This is a genomic window from Paracoccus sphaerophysae (assembly GCF_000763805.1).
GTDB lineage: Bacteria > Pseudomonadota > Alphaproteobacteria > Rhodobacterales > Rhodobacteraceae > Paracoccus > Paracoccus sphaerophysae.
Window position 1 is genome coordinate 1 of the sequence record NZ_JRKS01000054.1, and the last position, 19809, is coordinate 19809.

At 65.5% G+C, this 19809-nt stretch carries 16 protein-coding genes and 1 tRNA gene; 10 read left to right on the forward strand and 7 right to left on the reverse strand.

The window, feature by feature from the left end:
• Positions 1 to 469 precede the first annotated feature (469 nt).
• Positions 470 to 1219, forward strand: a complete 750-nt coding sequence (locus IC63_RS18185) for a hypothetical protein (protein ID WP_156965482.1) — start codon at positions 470 to 472, stop codon at positions 1217 to 1219.
• Positions 1220 to 1836: 617 nt separating this feature from the next.
• Here the strand turns inward: IC63_RS18185 and IC63_RS13110 are convergent.
• From IC63_RS13110 to IC63_RS17025, 6 genes are all read right to left on the reverse strand, one after another.
• Complete coding sequence (locus IC63_RS13110) at positions 1837 to 2793, reverse strand: SOS response-associated peptidase (protein ID WP_084115854.1); 957 nt, start codon at positions 2791 to 2793, stop codon at positions 1837 to 1839.
• Between the two features lies 1 nt (position 2794).
• On the reverse strand, positions 2795 to 3595 hold the full coding sequence (locus IC63_RS13115) for a DNA adenine methylase (protein ID WP_036721001.1): 801 nt from the start codon (positions 3593 to 3595) through the stop codon (positions 2795 to 2797).
• 67 nt (positions 3596 to 3662) lie between these two features.
• Positions 3663 to 4433 (reverse strand): hypothetical protein, encoded by a 771-nt coding sequence (locus IC63_RS18190; RefSeq protein ID WP_156965483.1) that lies wholly within the window; start codon positions 4431 to 4433, stop codon positions 3663 to 3665.
• 8 nt (positions 4434 to 4441) lie between these two features.
• Positions 4442 to 4906 carry a DUF488 domain-containing protein gene (locus tag IC63_RS17565; protein WP_084115856.1) on the reverse strand — a complete coding sequence of 155 codons (465 nt, stop codon included), beginning with the start codon at positions 4904 to 4906 and terminating at the stop codon, positions 4442 to 4444.
• Between the two features lie 47 nt (positions 4907 to 4953).
• The gene (locus IC63_RS18195) at positions 4954 to 5262 is read right to left on the reverse strand and encodes a hypothetical protein (protein WP_156965484.1); all 309 of its coding nucleotides are present in this window, start codon (positions 5260 to 5262) and stop codon (positions 4954 to 4956) included.
• Between the two features lie 3 nt (positions 5263 to 5265).
• Positions 5266 to 5925 carry a S24 family peptidase gene (locus tag IC63_RS17025; protein WP_052042228.1) on the reverse strand — a complete coding sequence of 220 codons (660 nt, stop codon included), beginning with the start codon at positions 5923 to 5925 and terminating at the stop codon, positions 5266 to 5268.
• A gap of 117 nt (positions 5926 to 6042) precedes the next feature.
• Between IC63_RS17025 and IC63_RS13125 the strand changes: the two genes are divergently transcribed.
• The 9 genes from IC63_RS13125 to IC63_RS13165 all read left to right on the forward strand — a co-directional run bounded on the left by IC63_RS13125 (position 6043) and on the right by IC63_RS13165 (position 19203).
• Positions 6043 to 6321, forward strand: a complete 279-nt coding sequence (locus IC63_RS13125) for a hypothetical protein (RefSeq protein WP_036721002.1) — start codon at positions 6043 to 6045, stop codon at positions 6319 to 6321.
• A gap of 75 nt (positions 6322 to 6396) precedes the next feature.
• Positions 6397 to 6618 carry a hypothetical protein gene (locus IC63_RS18525; protein ID WP_036721003.1) on the forward strand — a complete coding sequence of 74 codons (222 nt, stop codon included), beginning with the start codon at positions 6397 to 6399 and terminating at the stop codon, positions 6616 to 6618.
• Positions 6618 to 10496, forward strand: a complete 3879-nt coding sequence (locus tag IC63_RS17030) for a phage portal protein family protein (RefSeq protein WP_052042229.1) — start codon at positions 6618 to 6620, stop codon at positions 10494 to 10496. Before IC63_RS18525 ends, IC63_RS17030 begins: the two co-directional genes overlap by 1 nt.
• A complete protein-coding gene (locus IC63_RS13140; RefSeq protein ID WP_036721004.1) occupies positions 10493 to 10918 on the forward strand; it encodes a hypothetical protein in 426 nt (141 codons plus the stop codon). The genes IC63_RS17030 and IC63_RS13140 overlap by 4 nt, the downstream gene beginning before the upstream one ends.
• Positions 10919 to 10971: 53 nt before the next feature.
• Positions 10972 to 11496 carry a hypothetical protein gene (locus IC63_RS13145; RefSeq protein WP_036721005.1) on the forward strand — a complete coding sequence of 175 codons (525 nt, stop codon included), beginning with the start codon at positions 10972 to 10974 and terminating at the stop codon, positions 11494 to 11496.
• Positions 11493 to 11894, forward strand: coding sequence for an NlpC/P60 family protein (locus IC63_RS13150; protein WP_036721006.1), 402 nt, complete (start codon positions 11493 to 11495; stop codon positions 11892 to 11894). The genes IC63_RS13145 and IC63_RS13150 overlap by 4 nt, the downstream gene beginning before the upstream one ends.
• Positions 11891 to 15217, forward strand: coding sequence for a TipJ family phage tail tip protein (gene gpJ, locus IC63_RS13155; protein WP_198026321.1), 3327 nt, complete (start codon positions 11891 to 11893; stop codon positions 15215 to 15217). Before IC63_RS13150 ends, gpJ begins: the two co-directional genes overlap by 4 nt.
• A gap of 7 nt (positions 15218 to 15224) precedes the next feature.
• Positions 15225 to 17906, forward strand: a complete 2682-nt coding sequence (locus IC63_RS13160; protein ID WP_156965486.1) for a right-handed parallel beta-helix repeat-containing protein — start codon at positions 15225 to 15227, stop codon at positions 17904 to 17906.
• 40 nt (positions 17907 to 17946) lie between these two features.
• The gene (locus IC63_RS13165) at positions 17947 to 19203 is read left to right on the forward strand and encodes a hypothetical protein (RefSeq protein ID WP_156965487.1); all 1257 of its coding nucleotides are present in this window, start codon (positions 17947 to 17949) and stop codon (positions 19201 to 19203) included.
• 456 nt (positions 19204 to 19659) lie between these two features.
• Here IC63_RS13165 and IC63_RS13170 read toward each other — a convergent pair.
• Positions 19660 to 19734: transfer RNA gene (locus IC63_RS13170), tRNA-Gln, on the reverse strand.
• Positions 19735 to 19809 lie beyond the last annotated feature (75 nt).

Below are 19809 nucleotides of genomic sequence, written 5' to 3' on the forward strand. Positions count from 1 at the left end.
GGGCGTCGTTGTAGCTGGACCAGTTCGTCGTGCGGTAGCGGGCGGGAGAAGGCTTGCTCATGCCCCCAGCCTAACCGACTGGATTCCCGCCGTGAATCCTCCGCGGGCGGACTTCTGCAACAACGCCATCTGGGATGCACATGCTATCCGAACGACGGCGAACCCGTAGACAATGCGCTGTGGCCGGAGTGGATGGTGGCGGATTGCCCGGTGCACGGGAGTGGCATCGCAAATTCGTACCTTGACCCGTGAGCGACCGCCTATCAATACAGACCGTGTATGGTAATGGGGGCACGCATGGGCGATGCGATTGAGGTTGTCACGATCGGCCAGGGGCCAGAATATCTGATGACGCTGCATCGTCAGCCTGTCCCCTCCGAAAAGCTGGCCGTCACCTTTGGATACCCGGGGTACGAAGATTGCGCGAACCGGCTTTGGTGTCGATTTTCTGACCCGCAATGGGTACGACGTGGTCTATGTCGCGCAGGGGGCGAAGACCTATTTTCAGGGACTTTCGGCCGATGCGTATATGCGTGCTATCGTGCCCGTGGCTGGCAATCGGGAGATTGTCACCTATGGCGCAAGCTTGGGGGGATACTGCGCAATCTATTTCGGCAGCCATGTTGACGCCCGCATTGTTGCCCTGAGCCCGAACAACCGTATGCATCCCATACGCGGCGCAGTTTTCGATTATCGGCACACCGCCTCATTATTCGATATGCCTAGGTCATCGATTTCCCCTGTCATCGCCTATGACCCTTGGCATGCCGAGGATGCGGATTTTGTTGATGGATGGGCCAGACCGGCCTATCCCGATGCGCAATTCGTGCATGTCCCTATCACTGGCCATAAGACAGCCCGCAAACTGCAGGATGCCGGGCGCCTGAAATCGCTGGTGTTCGACGCATTCGCGGGGCGAGACATCGCCCCTGAAATCCGGGTGTTCGAAGACGGGTCGCCCGACGCCTGTCTGCTGGCGTTCCGCCAGGCCGCGCGCGCCAAGGACAAGGCGGCGATGGCCGACACCACAGCGGCGCTGATTGCCAGCATGCCGTCCGCCCAAGCCCTTAAAGCCGCCTGGAAGGCCGCGGCCCAACTGGGGCGCCGCGATCTGCGTATCGAGATACTTAGGGTGATCGAGACGGCGGGCATGCAGGACCAGAAGCACGCTCAACACATACTGGCGTCGGCTAGGGCGGCGGGGCTGACGGCAAGTTGATTGCCTAGTTACCGTGCCATCAACGGGGTGTTCACGCGCCGTTGTGCGCTGACAGTCGATTTTGCAGAGGTTGAAGCGGGGTTTCACCGGCCCATGAATGGGCTGTGTTTGAAAATTCGTTTGCTGCAACTTTGGCTGTCAAACACTGCAAAAACGGCTGTCACGCTACATCGCCGGATCACGTAGTTGCAGACACCCATTGTTAGGTGACAACCATTCTTGCAGTGAAGCCGGAAGAGGCCGGGTGATGCCGGAAGAATGCGGAAGAGCCAGTAATTGCGAGGAAAATCGGGCGTAGGAAGCTGGCGTGATGCCTGCGGGCCGGTGTTTGCAGTGGGTGCCGTAAACCGACCAAATTTAGCTGTTGAGACCTGCAGCTGACACCGAACCCGTCGGCCATGGTAGAGCCCGTTCAAACCCCTTCAAATATGGCTTCAAGGTGGGGACAGGTGGCCGCTGAAGGGGCCTTCAGGGGCAGTTTTCGGGCGTCCTAAGTGGGACGGTGAGCGCCCACTTAGGACGCGGCCGTCCCACTTAGCGAATTGCGAGGCGAAAACAGTGGCATAAGGGCGCTAGGGGGCGTCTGGCGGCTCGATCTAAGTGGGACGCGATTTTGCTCAGACTGGTCCGTCGACGAGGGTCAAGCTGCCGTCGGCAAGGGGACGCTGAAGCGCCCCGGCGATCTCGAACGGCATGGTCAGCCAGGTGTCCCAGTCCGCCGGATCGAGCAGGATCACAGGCATCGCCTTGGGGTGGACTGCGCCGACCTCGGCATTCGGGGCCGCGGTCAGGAAGGCGAACAGGTCGTCCGTCGTGGCGCCGTCCTTCACCTTCCGCACCGACTGCCAGCCTCGGACCTCGATTCCGGCGAAGAACATGGGCGCGCCGTCGGCCGGGGCGAACCACTGGTTGCCGCGACCCTTGCCGAGCGGCTCGGCGAAAGACGTGACGGGGACCAGGCAGCGATGTGCCGGACCCAACCAGCGCCGCCAGTGCGGGGACCCGGTGTTGCGAATGTTCGTGATGCCAGGATCCCGGTCGGTCTTCAGGAACATCGGTGGGGTGGGCATACCCCATCGGGCGCGGGCGAGTTCTAGCCCGCCCGTGCCATGCCGGATGATCGGGGCAAGCTGATCCGGGTAGACGCTGCCGGGTTCGAGATTGCCCGCCAGGTTTGTGAAGGGCTGTCCGCCGAACAGTTGGCGCATAGCATCGACCGCGCGGGTTTGGCTGTAGAGGTTGCACACAGGATCATCCTCGTCGTGGTGCCCGGGCGGACGGTTCGGGCTGGTGTACCATGGCTCGCAGGTGCCGTCTGCCAATTCGAGGCCGGGGATCGCATCCAGGAAGGCAGCAGCCAGGGACGGGCAGCGAAAATAGACGGCGCAGACGTGCCGGCCGGTCGCTGCACCACCGCCGTGCCAGGCGTAGTTCGGCCGCCCTGCTGCCGTGTCGAGCCAGCGATGTGCATCGTTCAGAAGGTGACCGAACCCGCCCTGGGGCACACGAATGATCAACCGCACCGGGAAGGCACGGTCATCGGTTTTTGCCTGGGGCGTCGAGCGGCGGGTCATGTCAGCGGAAACTGCTGATCAGCAATTCGGCTCGTGATCCTGCCGCATCGTTGCGTGTGCCGCTGATCGAGTAGGTCGTCCGCACCTCCTGGACCACGAAGGCGGAAAAGATCGCCCGCACCTCGGGCACGTCGTTCAGCGAGAGGAGGAACCGGCCCCGGATGCCTGCCAGCAGATCGGCGAGACGTTGGAAATCGCCCCGCGCGAACATCTGCCGGCCATAGTCATCCTCGCAGCCCCAGTAGGGCGGATCGAGATAGAACATCGTGTCGGGGCTGTCATAGCGCGGGATGAAGGCCGACCAGTCGAGGCACTCGATCACCACGCCGGCCAGCCGGCTGTGGAGATCCTCAAGCATCGGCTCGAGCGTGGTCAGGTTGAAGCGGCCCGGGCGCGCCCGATCGACCCCGAAATTCCGGCCGCTGACCTTTCCGCCGAAGGCGGTGCGCTGGAGGTAGAGGAACCGTGCGGCGCGCTCGAGGTCGGTCAGCGTGTCGGGGTCCACCGCTACCAGGCGCTCGAACTCGGCCCGGGTCGTGAGTTGAAAGCGCAGGGTTTCAAGGAACTGGGGATAGTGCCGCTGGAGGATGCGGAACAGGTTGGCGACGTCCCGGCCGCGGTCGTTGATCACCTCGGCCCGGGGGCGGGCGCTGCGGCGGAGGAAGATGCCGCCCATCCCTACGAAGGGCTCGGCGTAGGTCGTGCAGGGGGTGGCATCGAGGATCGCGCAGATCCGGCGAGCGAGGTTGCGCTTGCCGCCCAGCCAAGGGGCGACAGGCGAGGTCGGGTGAGTGGGGTTCATGAGTGGCTCCGGTTATGCCAGGAACATAACAGGAACATCTTTCCTTGGCACCACCGTCCTGAAGTCTCTACAGCGCAAATTGTCCTTGCTGTGGCTGGTCAATGCGGATCAGCCCAGACAGCAGCCAGTTCCTCCAATGCGAAACGCGATGGGTTCCCATGGCAAAGACGAGGCCGCGGTCGCGGAAGCTAGACCAAGTCTCGATCATCATCTTGAGCGTCGCGTCTTCGCCGTATTTTTCCCGCCACTTGAAGAATGTCCACTCGGTTTCCCAGTCTAGGCACTGATATTCCCGCTGTTTTCCCGCGTGTTCGAATACAAATCGAAAGCTATAGGGAGGTGCTTGCTTAGGGATTTCAGCATTGGCAAACATGTCGGCTTGAGCATGCAGTTCATCGCGGCGACGCTGTGACTTGGCCAGCTCATGAGCGCTTAGACGCTTAATCCGTAGCTCTGGTCGTTCCGGACGAATCAGGGCGAGGGATCGACCGGAAGAGTATTCCACTTCCAACGACCGAACGATGGCTCTCTCGATGAAAGCGCCACGCTCTGCCTGGGGAACCGCACCAACGACACGAAGCGATTGAGGGTCGATGCGCTTGCTCTCGGGGCGATTGTCGTCCCCGGGCCGGCGCCACCTGACCCGGACCCGATCCCAGCGGTTGAACCGCTGCGACTGCTGCAAATCCTTGTAAGGTACTGGATAAAGGCGATGCCAGCGCCCGTACCGATCTAAACCTGCCACGCAGACGGTTTCGCCGTGTCTCCGACCGATTTCCGGAGCAGCCTTGATCAAGATCACGACTTCTACCTCATCCTCGAAGTCGATCGCCGCCATAGGTTGCTCTACACTTCGATGTGATGAACCGAGGCGCCTGTAAGGCGAGAAAGATGCTCGGCAACGATCGACCGATGGCAACAACGGTGATCCCGCTCGAAGCATGTCAGACAGATACGCAAACCTGATGTCTGATCGGCCAGGTTTTCGACGGCTTCCAGTGTTTCCGGCAGAGCCATATGCGCATTAAAGATGCGCAGAAAGAGGTCATGATTCCCCGAGCGCGCAGCATCCCGCCCAGTCTTTGGGTCTCCCAACTGTTGGACGTGCAGATATCTCATCCCTGCCGCCTCGACGGCCTCCTGAAGCTTCTTCTTGGAGAAGCCAGGCTTTCGCGACTGGGGCCGCTCTCGGACGTCAACGAGAACATCGATTCCGGCCTCGGTCAGCCGATCGAGGTAGCCCGGCAGGTCAGATTTTTCGTAACCCACCGTGTGAATTACCGTGGACGGGTCTGCCACCAGATCTCGCATTTCGTTCTCTCCTCGCTCGCAGGGTTCGGGCACGCCTCGGCGAGAGGCTACATACCGAAACCATCCTCAGGTTCAACGTAGCGACCCTCAAGGCGACCTTGAACCATGATCCGAACGACGGCCGCGAGGGTTTCACCTTTCTGCAACTTGTGCATTGCCCATTGGCGCTCCAGTGGGCGGCAGCCTTTTAGCCTCCGGCAGACTTCATCTACGAGCCATTCGATGATGAATTCGTGTTTGAACTTGCGTAGTACCGCCGCGACCTTTGGGGGAAAGCTGGTCAAGGCTTCATCGAAGGCAACCTGAGCGGCGTCCGACAGGTGATTGTGCTCTTCGCGCTCAAGATCTTCTTCCATCGCTCACTCCCTCACCGTGTGGCCCCACCAGACCACCTTGCCGATGATCTCGGCGCGTTTCAGGCGGTCGCCGGTCAGGACCTCGACCGGGTATTCGTTGTTGTCGGACAGCAGCTGCATCTGGCCGGGCTCGGGGCGCTCGACGCGCTTGATGCGGGGGCCGTCGGCGGTGTTCACGGCATAGATCGGGGGCAGGCGGCGATCCTCGGGGCCGCGGCGGCGCACCTGGACGTCGCGCGCGCCGGTGTCGATCAGCACCATGTCGTCGTCGTGCAGCGTGGGGGCCATGCTTTCCCCGCGGACGCGGGCGATGCGGGCTTTGTCGGCCGCGATCCCCATGCGGTCCAGCCAGTCGCGGCGGAAGGCAAGGTGGCCGATCACCGCCTCGGTGTCGTTCTGAGCCGCGTAGCCCGCCGCCAGGAAGGCGTCGTGGATCGGGATGCTGGCGAAGTCGTCGGCGACATGCAGGGCGTCGGCCGTGAGCTGGGCGAGGCGGTCGGACGGGCTTTTGCCTGTGACGATATAGGTGATATCGGCGCCCGCCCCAGCGATCGCTGCTAAGTAATCGGCTGGGGGGAAACGCTCTTGTTCATAGAGGATTTGTGAGCGCTTCGAGACGCCGGCCACCTGAGCGAGCTGGGCTTGGGTGAGGCCAAGCCGCATCCGCTCAGCCAACAATCTGCCGCCGAGTGACGAATTGTTCACTTCGTCCATTGACGAGCGCAGCATTGTTCACCTAATCTTGCCTTGTAACGGCGCAGAGACGCCTTGCGAGGCACGATGGCAGAAAAACCCTTCCCCTTCCAGCCGGGCGTGATGCTGCACGAAGCGATCGTTGGCGCTTTCCGCGCGACGGGCGGCAGTTTCGAGGTCTGGTGCGCCGAAAACGGTGTTGCGCCCAGCATCGCCCGCAACGCCACCTTTGGGGTCGCCAAAGGCCCCAAGGGCCGTGCGCTGCTGGCGAAGCTGATCGCCGCCGCTGGCCCCGAGGTGGTCCGCGCCGGCTATCTGGCCCGCTTCAAGACCCATGCCGAAGACCTGCGGAAGGGAGTGGCGTGATGTTTGAGACCATACGTCGCCGGATCGCGCTGCTGATCGCGCCGGAACGCCCTGCTGCGCGCCGACCTGCATTCGGTGAAGAGCGTGGTCGGTGTCACCGGCACCCGGCGGCTGGTCGCGGACGGTGACAGCGACGGCCACGCCGACCGCTTCTGGGCCGGCGCACTGGCCGCGTCGGCCGCGCGGGAGGCGCCCGCCAGCTATGAATACACGGCCCTGCCTTCGGCGCGATCGCGCTTTGCCGGGGTCATCGATGATGACGACGAGCCGGAGAACCGGCGACGGGGGATCTGGTGATGCTGATCGATCGCTACGGACGGCCGCTGCGGGCGCCGACGAAGGACGAACTGACGACCGAACAGGCTGCGCCGACGCTGGGATCGGTGCGGCAGATTGCCAGCGGCCATCCGGCCGAGGGCCTCGAGCCGCTGCGCCTGGCCGCGATCCTGCACTCGGCCGAGACGGGCGATGCGACGGCCTATCTGGAACTGGCCGAGCAGATGGAAGAGAAGGACCTGCACTATGCGGCCGTCCTGGGGGTGCGCAAGCGCGCGGTCCGCAGCCTCGGGCTGAAGGTCGAGCCCGGCGCCGAGGACGATACGGCCGCCCAGGAGGCTGCGGACATGGTGCGCGATGCGCTGAGCGGTCCTGCTGTCCGCACCAGCCTCATCGGCATTCTCGATGCGGTGGGCAAAGGCTTTTCGGTCAGCGAAATCCTGTGGAACACCGAGGGCCGGCGCTGGACGGTGGAGGGCATCGAGCGCGTCGATCCCCGCTGGTTCGAGTTCGACCCGGTCAATGGCCGGCATATCCGCCTGCGCGGCGCGGCCGGCGGCGAAGAGCTGCGGCCGTGGAAGTACGTCGTGCATTTCGCGGAAGCGAAATCGGGCCTGCCGATCCGCGGAGGGCTGGCCCGGCTGGCCGCCTGGGGCTTCATGTTCAAGCACTTCACCATCCGGGACTGGGCGATCTTCACCGAGGCGTATGGCCACCCGCTGCGGATCGGGAAGTACGACCCGGCGCTGGCCAGCGCCCAGGACAAGGCCACCCTCTTGCGCGCGGTCCGGTCGATGGGCACCGACATGGCGGCAATCATCCCCAACAACATGCTGGTCGACATCATCACGACCGCGGTGAGCGGGACGCAGGAGCTCTACGAGCGGACGGCACGCTATTGGGACGAGCAGATCTCGAAGGGGGTGCTGGGGCAGGTGGCCACGACCGACGCGATCGCGGGCGGGCATGCCGTCGGCAAGATCCACGAGGAGGTGCGCGGCGACATCCGTGACGCCGATGCGGACGATCTGGCGGCAACGCTGATGCGCGACGTGGCGACGCCGGTCACGCGGCTGAATTTCCCCGAGGGCACGGCTGTCCCTGTGATCCGGTTCGAGGCCGGGCAGACCGGCATGATCAGAGCGGTCGGCGGCGCGCGCGGTCAGATCCAGAACATGTCGTTTCAGGTCGCGGACCTCGCCACCCAGATCGGCGCGGGCACGGCCGCGTCGGTCGCCTTCGGCCAGCAGCTGCCGCAAATGCTGGGCGGTCTCGGCGCGTTCGGCGCCCTGGCCGGTGCTGCGGTCGCGATCGGCGTCCCGCTCACCTCGGCCTTCCTGGGGGCGGGGGATGCGGCGAAGCAGGCGGAGACATCGCTGAAGGCCCTCGATACCGCCCTTGGCCGGGTGGCAGACGGGATCGAGCGGGTCAACGATCCCCGGCTCGGCGACACCTTCGGGAGCATGGCCGGGTCGGTCCGTGACCTGTCGGCGGCGATGCTGGAACTCGACCGTGCGGCCGAGCTGCGCGCGCTGCAGCAGTCGCTTGACAAGACCTTTGGCCAGAACCTGCAGCTGAGCACCTGGCAGCGCCTGAACCAGCCGCTGTGGGGCAGCGGGCGGCAGGAATACGCCGCCATCATGGAACGTGGAAATTACGCCCAGCTGACCGGCGGCAAGGGGCTGTCCTACGACGACTTCCAGACCCGTCGACAGGAGATCGACCTGCTGGCCAAGACCGGGCAGGTGGAGGAGGTCGCGGGCAAGGTCCAGCAGCTCATCCGTGACATGGCCGATGGCGGTCCGATCACTGACATGAATGCGGCGCTGGCGGAGACGCTGACGGCGCTTGGGGATGTGGCGATCCGGACGGCCGAGCTCGAGGCGGGCTATAACGGCAGTGCCGACGCGGCGAAGGCGTTTAACGACCTCCTGTCCGAGGCGACGGCCCGGCAGACTGAGCTGAAGCGCCTGACCGATGTCCGCGCCGATGCCGAGCAGCGGCTGGCAGACGCGCTGTCTGCGCGCGATGCAGCTGCAGCTACCTCGGCGCGGGCGGTCATCGCGGAAACGGAGCGGCAGATCGCGGCGACGACGGACGCGCGCGTTCGGATCGACGCCCTCGGGACGAGCCTGGCAGAAATCGAGCATGTGGCATCTACCATCGCCTTCGACAAGGACGGGAAGTTCCGCGGCGCTCTGGATCTGGCGAAAGCCGACCTTCTGGCCGCTCGAAAAAACGTAGACGATCTGAACGATGCCGAACTGAGCAGGCTGGAAAACGCCTTTCATCGGATTGCCAGAGCCGCGCGCGACATGGCGCAGGCCACAACGGGACTTGGCGGCGGGTTCGGCGGAATGGACCTTTCCGGCTACGCCGACGGTCTCAGCGCGACCCGCGCGATGATCCAGAAATATGAAGGATGGGCGCCCGTCGCGAAATGGGACGAGAACGCCAACCGGGGCGGCTGGGGATCAAGCACCGTCACGTTGGCCGACGGCAGCCAGCGGACCCTTCAGAAGGGTGAGACCGTCAACAAGGCCGACGCCGATCGGGATCTGGACCGGCGCATCCGGGGTTATTTCGAGGAGCAGCAGCGCGTCGCGGGCGCGGCCTGGGCAGGGTTCAACCCGGCGCAGGTGGCGGCGCTGGCGAGCATCCAGCACAATTACGGATCGCTGCCGGATCGCATCCGCCCGGCGCTGCAGACCGGCGATGCCCAGATCATCGCCCAGGCGATCGCCGGACTGGCGATGGATTACACTAGGTCCGAGCGTGATGCCGGCAAGACCGGCCGGCCGATGAACTACAACCGCCGCATGGGCGAGGCCGCGGCCTTCGGCGACGCGATCGGGGTGCGGGAAGCCAACGAGGCCACACTGGCAGCGGGGGAGGAAGCCGCACGGGAGGCCAAGCGCAAGTCAGACGAGCTCGAGCGCCAGCGCAAGGCCGACGAGGACCGCCGGGCCCGCGAGGTCAAAGCCCGGGCCGACCAGGACAGCCGGATGCGCGACAGCGTCACGGCCGAGCTCGACAAGCTTGCGCCCAGCTACCAGCGCGCCGTCGCGGCCGCGGACCGGTGGAAGGCCGAGGCTCTTGCCGGGCTGGACAAGACCAAGGCCGGTTACGACGCCTTCGCGGCCGACATCGAGGCGATCTACCAGCAGCGGATCGCAAAGGCGCGCGAGGATGACCTGGCTCGGCAGGACGCCTGGTCCGCCGGTATCGAGCGCGGGTTCGCAGAGCTGGAGGAGAGCGCCGTCAGCTGGTCGGACGTGTCCGAGGACCTTGTCACAGGCTGGGCCAAGGGCGGCGAGGAAGCTTTCGTGAACTTCGTGAAAACCGGAAAGGCCGAGCTCGAGGACCTGCTGGATTTCACGTTGGAGCAGCTGGCCCGGCTGGCTTGGCAACAGGCCATTCAACCGGGCTTGAACGGGCTGTTGCAGTCGGCTGCAGGCGCGCTTGGAGGCTTTCTGGGCGGCGGCGCCGGCGTGACCCTGCCCACCGCCCACACCGGCGGGACCGGGGTCATGCGGACATACAGTGCCGGCAATCGACAGCGGGCGGATGAGCGGCTGGCGATGTTGCGCGATGGCGAACGGGTCATGACGCCACGGATGCTGGAAAACGCCGGTGCACTGGTCAGTTCGCTGGCCGGGCTGGCGGGCGGCCGGGGCGACCAGCCGGTGCTGGATACCCGTCCCGTCGTGCAGGTGATCAACCAGTCCTCCACGCAGGTTGACGGCCGGGTCCGCGAGACCCGTGACGAGCGGGGCGGGCGGCAATACCAGCTGGTTCTGTCAGACGCGGTGGCCGGCGCGCTGACCGCGCCCGGCGGCCGCGCCAGCCAGACACTGCGCGCGCAGTTCGGGGTCACCAAGAAGGGGACGCGTCGATGAGCTATCCCGTCTGGCCCGCCGGGCTCGACCAGTTCGAGCGGTCCGGCTATCAGGTGCAGCGGCAGGATGCCCGCCGCCGGCGCCAGGCTGATGCCGGCCCGCCCGCTTTCCGGCGACGCTTCACCTCGGCGGCGACGATGGTCAGCCTGTCGCTGGTGACCGATCGCAACGGCAAGGCGGTCTTCGACCGGTTCTATGAGGACGCCACCCAGCTCGGGGCCTGGCTGTTCTGGATGCCCGACCCCGCCACGCAAGGCTGGCCGGTGATCGCAGCGACCGGATCGCCCTTGCTGGCCGGCGACGGGACGCCGCTGGTGATGGGATCGCGCCGGCTGGTGAGCTTTGGCGACGAACCGCCGGTGGAGACGATGCATGGGGACCACGAGTTCCGCATCGCCTTCGGCGTCGTGGTCATGCCCTAGAGAGGAAGTCCTTCACCGGCGCTCTGGCGGCGCACGTGTGACATAGCGCGGCCATGCGCCGCCTGTCTATCAACGCCCGCCTTGCCCAAGACGCACCCGCGTCGTCGGAAATTCACGCGGTGCTGCTGGAGATCACGCATCCGCAGCTGTCCGAGCCGATACGATTGTCCACGGACAACACGCACCGGGTCAGCGATGAGCCGCTGGTCTATGGAACCCGGTCGAGATGGCGCGGGGCCGACCCTGCGGTCCAGCCCTACCTGTGGGTGATCGCCTCGGCGCTCTTGCCGTCGGACCTGGAAGACGCGCCGGCGGCATCGACGATCATCCTCGAAAACCTTGACAGCGCCATGACCGGACTGCTGCGATCCTTCACCGACGCGGCTTCGCTCAGCATGGCGGTGGTGCTGGCATCGTCTCCCGACCTGGTCGAGGCCGAATGGACCGGTCTGACCCTGGTGACGGCGGAAATCACGGCAGGTGAGATAACGCTGCAGTTCAGCCGCGAGGAGATCGAGCTGGAGCCGTTCCCGCTGGCGCGCCTGTCGCGCGAGCGCTTTCCCGGTCTGCACCCATGAACTGGTCGGCCGCCTATGTCGGCATCCCCTTCAAAGATCACGGCCGCGACCGTTCCGGCTGCGATTGCTATGGGCTGGCGCGGCTCGTCTACCGGGGTGAGCTGGGCATCGATCTGCCGGAATATGGCAGCTATGCCTCGGCTGACGAGCATGCCGAGATTGCCGCGCTGATCGACGGGGCGGCTGCCGGGCCGGAATGGAGCCCTTGCGCGGGGGGGCGGTCCTTCGATCTGGCGGTTTTCCGGCGGGGCCGGCTGGCCACGCATCTCGGGCTCGTCGTCCTGCCCGGCATCATGTTGCACATGGCCGACGAGGACGCCGCAAAGGTCGAGCGGATCGCCGGGCCCTGGTCCAGCCGCCTGGTCGGTTACTGGCGCCACGCGGGGGCCTCGGCATGAGCCCGCCGGTCAGGCTGATCGCGGCGCCGCTGTTCGATCCCGGGGCCGGGCGGGTCGATATCGAACTGCCCGCCGGCCTGACCATCGCCGAGATGGTGGCGCTTTCGCTGCCCGATCTGCCGGCCGAGGAACGCCAGCGCGTGCGCGTGGCCCTGGTGACCAGTCAGGGCTCGCAGATCATCCTGCCGGAGCTGTGGGCGCGCGCCCGGCCGCGGCCCGGCGTCCAGGTGCTGATCCGCGTCGTCCCCGGCAAGAATGCTTTGCGGTCGGTGCTGATGATCGCGGTCACGGTCGCCTCGATCGCGATGGGCAATATCTGGGGGGTACAACTGGCCGGCGCGATCGGGGTCAGCCAGCAGGTTGGCGTGGCCCTGGTCACGGCGGGTCTTAATATCGTCGGATCGCTGCTGGCGAATGCCCTGGTGCCTCCACCCCAACCGGATGAGGACAAGCGGCGCGATCGGTTCACCATCACGGGCTGGCGCAACCGGTATGATCCGGGCGGCGCGGTTCCTTTCGTGCTGGGCACGCACCGCTACGCACCGCCCTTCGCGGCGACCAGCTGGTCCGAGATCGTCGGGGACTGGCATTACGTCCGGGCCGCGTTCACCTTCGGCTACGGCCGCGTCCAGCTGTCCGATTTCCGCCTCGGGGAAACCTCGATCAGCGAATACGACGAGGTCGAGATCGAGGTCCGGGACGGGGTGGCAGGCAACGCGCCGATCAGCCTTTATCCGCGCCAGGTGATCGAGGAGAGCATCAGCGCCGAACTGACCCGCCCGATGCCGCGCGACGATGCCGGCAACATCATCGACGACGACGTCTCGATCGAGACCCCCGTGGTGCGGACCACGGCCGACGATGCCGAGCGGGTCAGCATCATCCTGACCTGGCCCGCCGGCCTGATCTATGTCGATGACGATGGCGACAAGCGGACCGAAGAGGTCAGGATCAGGATCGAGCAACGGCGCGTCGATGCTGCGAACTGGTCTCTGGTCGAAACACTGACGGTGCGGGCCCGAAAGGCCGAGGCCTTCTACCGCCAGCACAGCTGGACCCTTCCGTCCCGCGGCCGCTATCAGATCCGGCTCACCATGCTGACCGAGGAGCCCGCTAATCTGGGCCGCACCCGCCGCACCGTGTGGGTGGCGCTGCAGTCGATCCGCCCCGAATACCCTTTCAACATGCCGGGGCAGGCTCTGGTCGCGCTGCGCATCAAGGCGACCCATCAGCTGTCGGGGCAGCTGGACGATTTCTCGGCCGTCGCGCAGCGTGCCTGTCTGGATTACGACCGCATATCGGGGACCTGGATCGACCGGGTCACCTCGAACCCGGCCAGTCTCTTCCGGCATGTGCTGCAGAGCCCCGCCAATCCGCGGCGGGTCGGCAATGCGGGCATCGACCTGGCGCTGCTGGAGGACTGGCACGAATTCTGCCGCGTCAACGATCTGCGCTATGACCGGGTTCTCGACGATCCGGCTTTGACGCTCCGTGATGTCCTGGTCGAGATCGCGGCGGCGGGGAGGGCCACCCCCAGGCATGACGGGGTGCGGTGGGGCGTGACGATCGACCGCCCCCAGTCGCTGGTCGTTGACCACCTGACCCCGCGCAATAGCTGGGCATTCAGGGCCGTGCGCAACTACACCCGGCCGCCGCACGCCTTCAGGGTGCGGTTCAACGACGCCGATGCCGATTACGCGCCGCGCGAGCGCCTGGTCCTGTGGCCGGGCCACACCGGGGAGGTAACCCTTACCGAAGAGCTCGATCTGCCGGGCAAGACGCGGGCCAGCGAAGTCTGGCGCGAGGCCCGGCGCCGGATGCTGGAGGCGATCCATCGCCCCGATCAGTTCGAGGCCATGCAGGACGGTCCGGTCCGGGTGGCGACCCGCGGCGACCAGATCGCACTGTCCCACGACGTGCTCGACGGTGTGCAGCGCGCCGCACGGGTGCTGGCCGTCCGGGGCCGGGAGCTGGAACTGGACGAAGAGGTGATGATCGCCCCGGGCGTCGATCACGCCATTCGGTTTCGCGGCCTGAATGCTGCCGATACCGTCGGGGCTTCGATGATCCGGCCGGCGTCAGGTGCCCAAGGCCTCACGCGGCTGATCACCATCGAGGGCACCGGGTCTCTGCCGTCGCCGGGCGATCTCATCCTGTTCGGCCGGGCCGGCAGGGAGAGCTGGCCGGTCATCGTCACGGGGGTCGAGGCCGGTGAAGACATGACCTGCCTTGTGCGGGCAGTCGCCGCGGCGCCCGAGATCGACGAGACGCTGTCTGCGACCCCGATCCCGGCCTGGTCGCCGCGCGTCGGAGCTGAACTGCCGCTCTCGGCCCTGCAGCCGGCAGAGCCCCGCTTTGCAGGCGTTTCCAGCGGTGCATCCGGGACTGGTGAGCGCCAGGCGGTCGAGATCGCCCTCGTTCCCGGCGGCGGTGCGGTTGTCACGGCCCGTTATGCCCTTCGTCACCGCATTTCGGGGGCCGGCGCGTGGAACACCACCTATGCGCCGGCGGCGGATGGTGGCTTCAGGTTGACCACCTATACCACCGGAACCGCAATCGAACTGCAGGCAGCGGCATTGTCCCTGGACGGGGTCATCGGCGCGTGGACCCCGATCCTCGCCCTGACCGTGGGCAGCGGCGACGCGCCCCTGCCCGGCGCGATCGAGGCGACCGACGTTGCGCTGACGCCCTTGCTGGGCGGGCTTCGGATAGACTTCGCGACCGGCGACGATCCCGAGATCGCTTCCGTTCAGGTGTATCGATCGCAGACGGCTTCACTCGACCGTGCCGCCGACAAGGCCCTCAAACTGGCCGTTTCGCCCTCGCGGACCTGGTCGGTCAGTCTGGGGGACGCGACCCGCGGCAACCTGCTGGCCTCGCCCGGGATGTCCGATCCCTCCGCATGGACCGTGAGCGGCGGATGGGACGTCAGCGGGGGCGTGGCGGCCCATGCGCCGGGGTCGGGCGGGACGGTGCGCCAGAACGTCGCCATGACCGCGGGCAAGTGGATGCGGATCGGTTTCCGCTTGTCCGAGGTCACCGGGGGCAGCGTCACGCCGCAGCTGCTGGAAGGAACGCCCAGAAGCGGAGCCGGCGCCGGCGCCAACGGCCAGCACCGCGCGCGCATCCAGGTGGTCACCGGCAATGCTGCCGTGGGCTGGGCTGCGACGAACGACTTCACCGGCCAACTGGATGATGTGGTGGCCTATCAGGAGACGGCGACCTGCCTTGCCCAGGGGGCGCATTTCGTCTGGCTCGAACCGATCAACCGGGACGGCATCCCCGGTCCCGTCGCCGGGCCGTTCAACGCTACCGTGATCTGAGGTCAATATGAGCGGCACCGCCACGCCAAATCTTCCCCTTTCCAACGGCGTCGATGACGTCGTAGGGAACAGCGGTGGTAACACTGTCCGCATCGCGCTGTCGCGGCTGGCAGCCTTGCTGTCCTATCTACAGGGCCCGGCCTACACGACCTCGGCCGAGCTGTTCGCGGACAAGGCCTGGCCGGATGGCGCAATCGGGCAGGTCTATGGCGACACCGCCGGCCAGAACGGCACCTACCGCAAGAGCGGCGCCGCCGGCACGGGCAGCTGGACGCGGACGGGCGATCTGGCTGTCAGTCCGCTCACCGTGGCGCAGCTTGCTGGCAAGGCGGATCTGACCGCGTTGAACGCGCTGATAACCGAGGTGCGATCGGGGCGGGTCTTTGGCCACTGGTCGGGCAACCTTCTCACCCTGACACCGCCAGAGGGGACTGATTGGCTGCTGACCCCCGCGGGTGGGTCAGTGCAGCTGTGGGCGCCGGTGACCGAGGGCGGGACTGGCGAGGAATACGCCCAAGATGCCACGGGGCAGTGGTGGTTGCGTCGCTTCGACGCGCGCGACCTGACCGCCGAGAGGGCTGCGCGCGAGGCGGCAGACAATGCGATCCGCGCGGCGGCTCGTGACGGGCTGATCCTGCCCCTGGTCAACGTGGCGGGCACTGGGGACGCCATCACGGCCGACCTGTCGAGCACACTAATTGCGGCCGGCATCACCACGCTGTCGTCGCTGGCAGAACTGGATTATGTCCCGATTGCCACGAACGCGGCAGCCAACCCTACCATCACTGTTGCCGGGATGACCCTGGGCATCCGCGATACGGGCGGCGGGGACTGGCCTGCGGGCGGGTTCCGGGTTGGCTACATCTACAAGCTGCGCCGGCGGGGCATGACCGCAAGGGTATCGGGGGGCGTGTCGTATCGGGAGATCCTCGATCTGGGCACGCGCCTGTCCGGCCAGGAGGCGCGCTGGACGGATCGCACGGTCCAGATCGCCGCCATTGACCCCGCCGGCTATGCGGTGCCCGGAGGCACTGCCCGCATCATCACCGAGGGCGGCGGCTGGCTGTCGGTCTGGCGCGTGTCGGACAATCAGACAGAGCCAGAGAGCGACACCCGCAAGCGCACGACAGACGGTAAGGTCTGGGTGCGCATATCCCGCGCGCCTCTGGAAGAGACTGTCGCCCCGACAATGTCGGCGGTTTCGGAGGTCGCCGCACCCGCCCTGCGCCGTTCGACCGACGCGCAGTCGCGGGTGCATGAGCTGATGGATCTCGGCGGCGGGCTACATCTGCCGGGTTTGCGGGGGCTGTCAGTGCAGGAACATGTCCAGCGCCTCTACGCGCGGGTCGCGGAAGCCGCGCAGGTGCTGCCCTACCAGACAGTCATCAACGCGGTGTCCGATCTCGGCTGCGATCCGAACGGCAACGAGCCATGCCAAGGGATCATCAACGCCGCGATCAATAAGCTGACCGCCACCTCGAGCGGTCCGGCAACAATCTTCTATCCTCGCGGCTACTACCGCCTTACCGAGCGCATCCTGCCGAAGTCGAATGTGAGCCACATCGGCGCGGGCCGGGACCAGGCGATATTCCTGCCCACCGGCATCCGTGCAGCATTCGAGCGCAAGCCAAGCCGTGGCGACTATCTCGAGAACTGCATATTCTCGCACTTCGGGGTGGATGGGTCCAACCAGGTTCTTAACGGTGGGGAATACTCGGTCGGGTCCAAAGCCTTGTTCATCCAAGGCTTCCGCAACTGTCTTTTCTCGGACCTGCATCTATACGACACGGGGGCTACGGCTCTCGGTATCGACTTCGCTGATCGCTCGATCATTCAGCGTGTTCTTGTGGAGCGCGGGGGGCGACTGGCGGCAATTGGCAATCCCGGTGCATCAGGCATCGGGATAGGCACCGGATGGCTGCTCTCCGAGCCTCTCATCATTGCGGACTGCATGACCATCGACTGCCGCAACTATGGCACGTTCGTGGAAAGACAGAACGCCGGCGCTGACTATTTCAACGCTCAGCACGTCATCGTGCATGGGCTGATCTCAAAGGGAAACAACCACGGCTTCGGCGAGGCGGGCTGCGATGGCACAATCCTGACGGCGTCCCAGCTGACCGACAACTTGTCATCTGGCGTCGTGCAGCACCACGGCACTTTCAGCAGTGCGCCTCGGCCAGGGCCGCGGTTCATGCTCCGAGGTTGTGATGTGTCCCGTAACGGCGGTGCCGGGTTCGAGTTCGATGGCACCAAGAACTTCGGCCCTCGTGGCTATTCCTCGGACGGCAATCGGATCGAGGGCAATAGGGGACCGGGCCATTGGATCAGGGGCGGCGCGGGCGGCACGGTCGATGACTTCTCGTTCCGTGGCGACGACGTGATCGGAAACGGCGGTCATTGCATTCATGTCGAGAGCGGCACGATCACTAACCTCGATATTCTTGATGAGCGCCTGCTCCGCAACACTGGCTCGGGTGTGCGGTTGGACGCAGCGATCCGGGGTGGGCGCATCAGCGGGGCGACGATCCGCGACCTACAGACGACGCCAACGCAGACAGGCAGCATTTCGGGGGCGGGTGCGCTCACTGACTTCGATATCGACGGGGTGCAAGGCGTCGGATGCGCCCCCATCAATCTGATCGGCGCGCAGATACGCGTGACCTTCGGCCGCAATCCGGGGATCTGATATGGCTGTTGACCTTAGAACGACCGCAACGGGCGGGATTATGGGCGATCTTCTGGCTCGAGCACCGATCCCGAACGACGCTGTCGGTTACGTCGACTTTCTGACCGGCCTGCACATGACGCAAGCGGCAGAGAGTGTTGCGACCAACGCCTCGCTGGTCTTCGGACCGATCTCGTCAGTTGCACCTGGCTATTACTACGGCAAGAACGACATCGCCTTTATGACAAACAAGTTGTGGGAACGCATCGAGTATACGGCAGACGGCGAATGCCTGGGCCTGTTGGTCGATGGTGACTGGACCCAGCGTCTCAATACGGAGCATCGGATCAACCTGACCGCGGGAGCGATGACGGGCGCGAGTGTCGCGGCGGTTGGCGCGGCCGCGCAGCCCTATCAGCAGTGGTATGCGGTCACCCCCTCTGGGAGCGGCGAGGCAAGCCTGACCTTGGCCACAAGCAGTGTCTCGGCGGGGTCATACGCCTATATCGCCGTAGACGTGCGGGGCAGTGGGATAGTGCAGCTAGGCGCGCGCAACGCTGCCGCTGACGCCTACGTCAACGTCAATCTGCTCACGGGCGAGGTCGTGACCGGAGCCGGGGCTGTTGGGCAGGCCATGCGGCGCCGAGATGGCTGGACCGTGTTCGCCTGCGTCGCCATAGCTGTGGCGGGAGACGTGCAGCCGTACATGGCGTCTGTCGCGGCACTGACTACCGCTAAGCTGGGCGCGGCTGGCTTGGCATTCGCGGCGCGAGCTCCGCGGGTTGCGGCTTATGGAAGTGCCACCATGCCAGCGCCAGGATTGTGGCCGCACACCGCGTCCAGCGGTAAGGCCGACGACAATCTGACACAGGTCACGACCATGGTCGCCGACGCGGCCGACTTCACTTGCGTCTTCCGCGCCCGTTCTGGTTGGACGAAGACCCGGCGGTCGGCAGGGCTGTTCCTGTGGTCAAACTCCGGCAACAGCGGCACGGAACTGCGCTTCGGAGCGGACAACACGCTGTTCCTGATTGACCGCAACAGCGGCACCCCGCGGTGGTCGTTTGCTACGCGGTGGAAGCCGGAAACGATCTACCGTGTCGGCGTTTCGCGAATTGGCGGCGTGCTTTCCGCCTGTGTCAATGGTGAGGTTGCCACGGTGGACACAGGGACAGTCGCAGCAGACGCAACTCCGCGCCTGCTGCGCGGCTTCGACACGTCGGCCAACATGTGGTCGGGGCATTTGCAGAAGGCAATCTGGTGGGCTGAAGGGCGCCGCCAGGCAGACCTTGCCGCCTTGGTCGAGCAGTGGCTTTAGCTTCCGCCTGCCTGGAATAGTTCAACTGCTGCCCGGTCGAGTTTGGAGCCCTTGTCGCCCCGCTTCTTGAGGACCGCGATACCCCCGCCAACCCGGACGAGCATAGGCCGACCGTTAAAGCCCCTTCAAAGGGACCCCAAATTATCCACACGGCGGTCAGGTTTAAACGTTTGGCACACGCCTGGCAGCAGCGGCAGGCTCACGATGGAAGCAGAATGCGGTGGTGGCAGGGCTGTTCAGGTGGTCTTCAGCCGCACGCCTCAGGAAGTGGCTGCGAAAATCGCTCTGCTGCAAATATCGCTGTCAAACACTGCAAAAACGGCTGTCACGCTACACCCATCGCAGTCCCCTCGCGTGAAGGGCGCGGGCTCCTGATGGACAGCCGCGATGGACAATTGTCCATCAGCGGCCGATGCTGCGGCGAAAGTCGCCTGATTTCAACGCTTTAGAGAAGACTGGCTGGGGCGGTAGGATTCGAACCTACGGTACACGGTACCAAAAACCGATGCCTTACCACTTGGCCACGCCCCAGCAGTGCGGGGGTGTTTAGCCAAGGCTGGGGCGTGGCCAAGTGGTAAGGCATCGGTTTTTGGTACCGTGTACCGT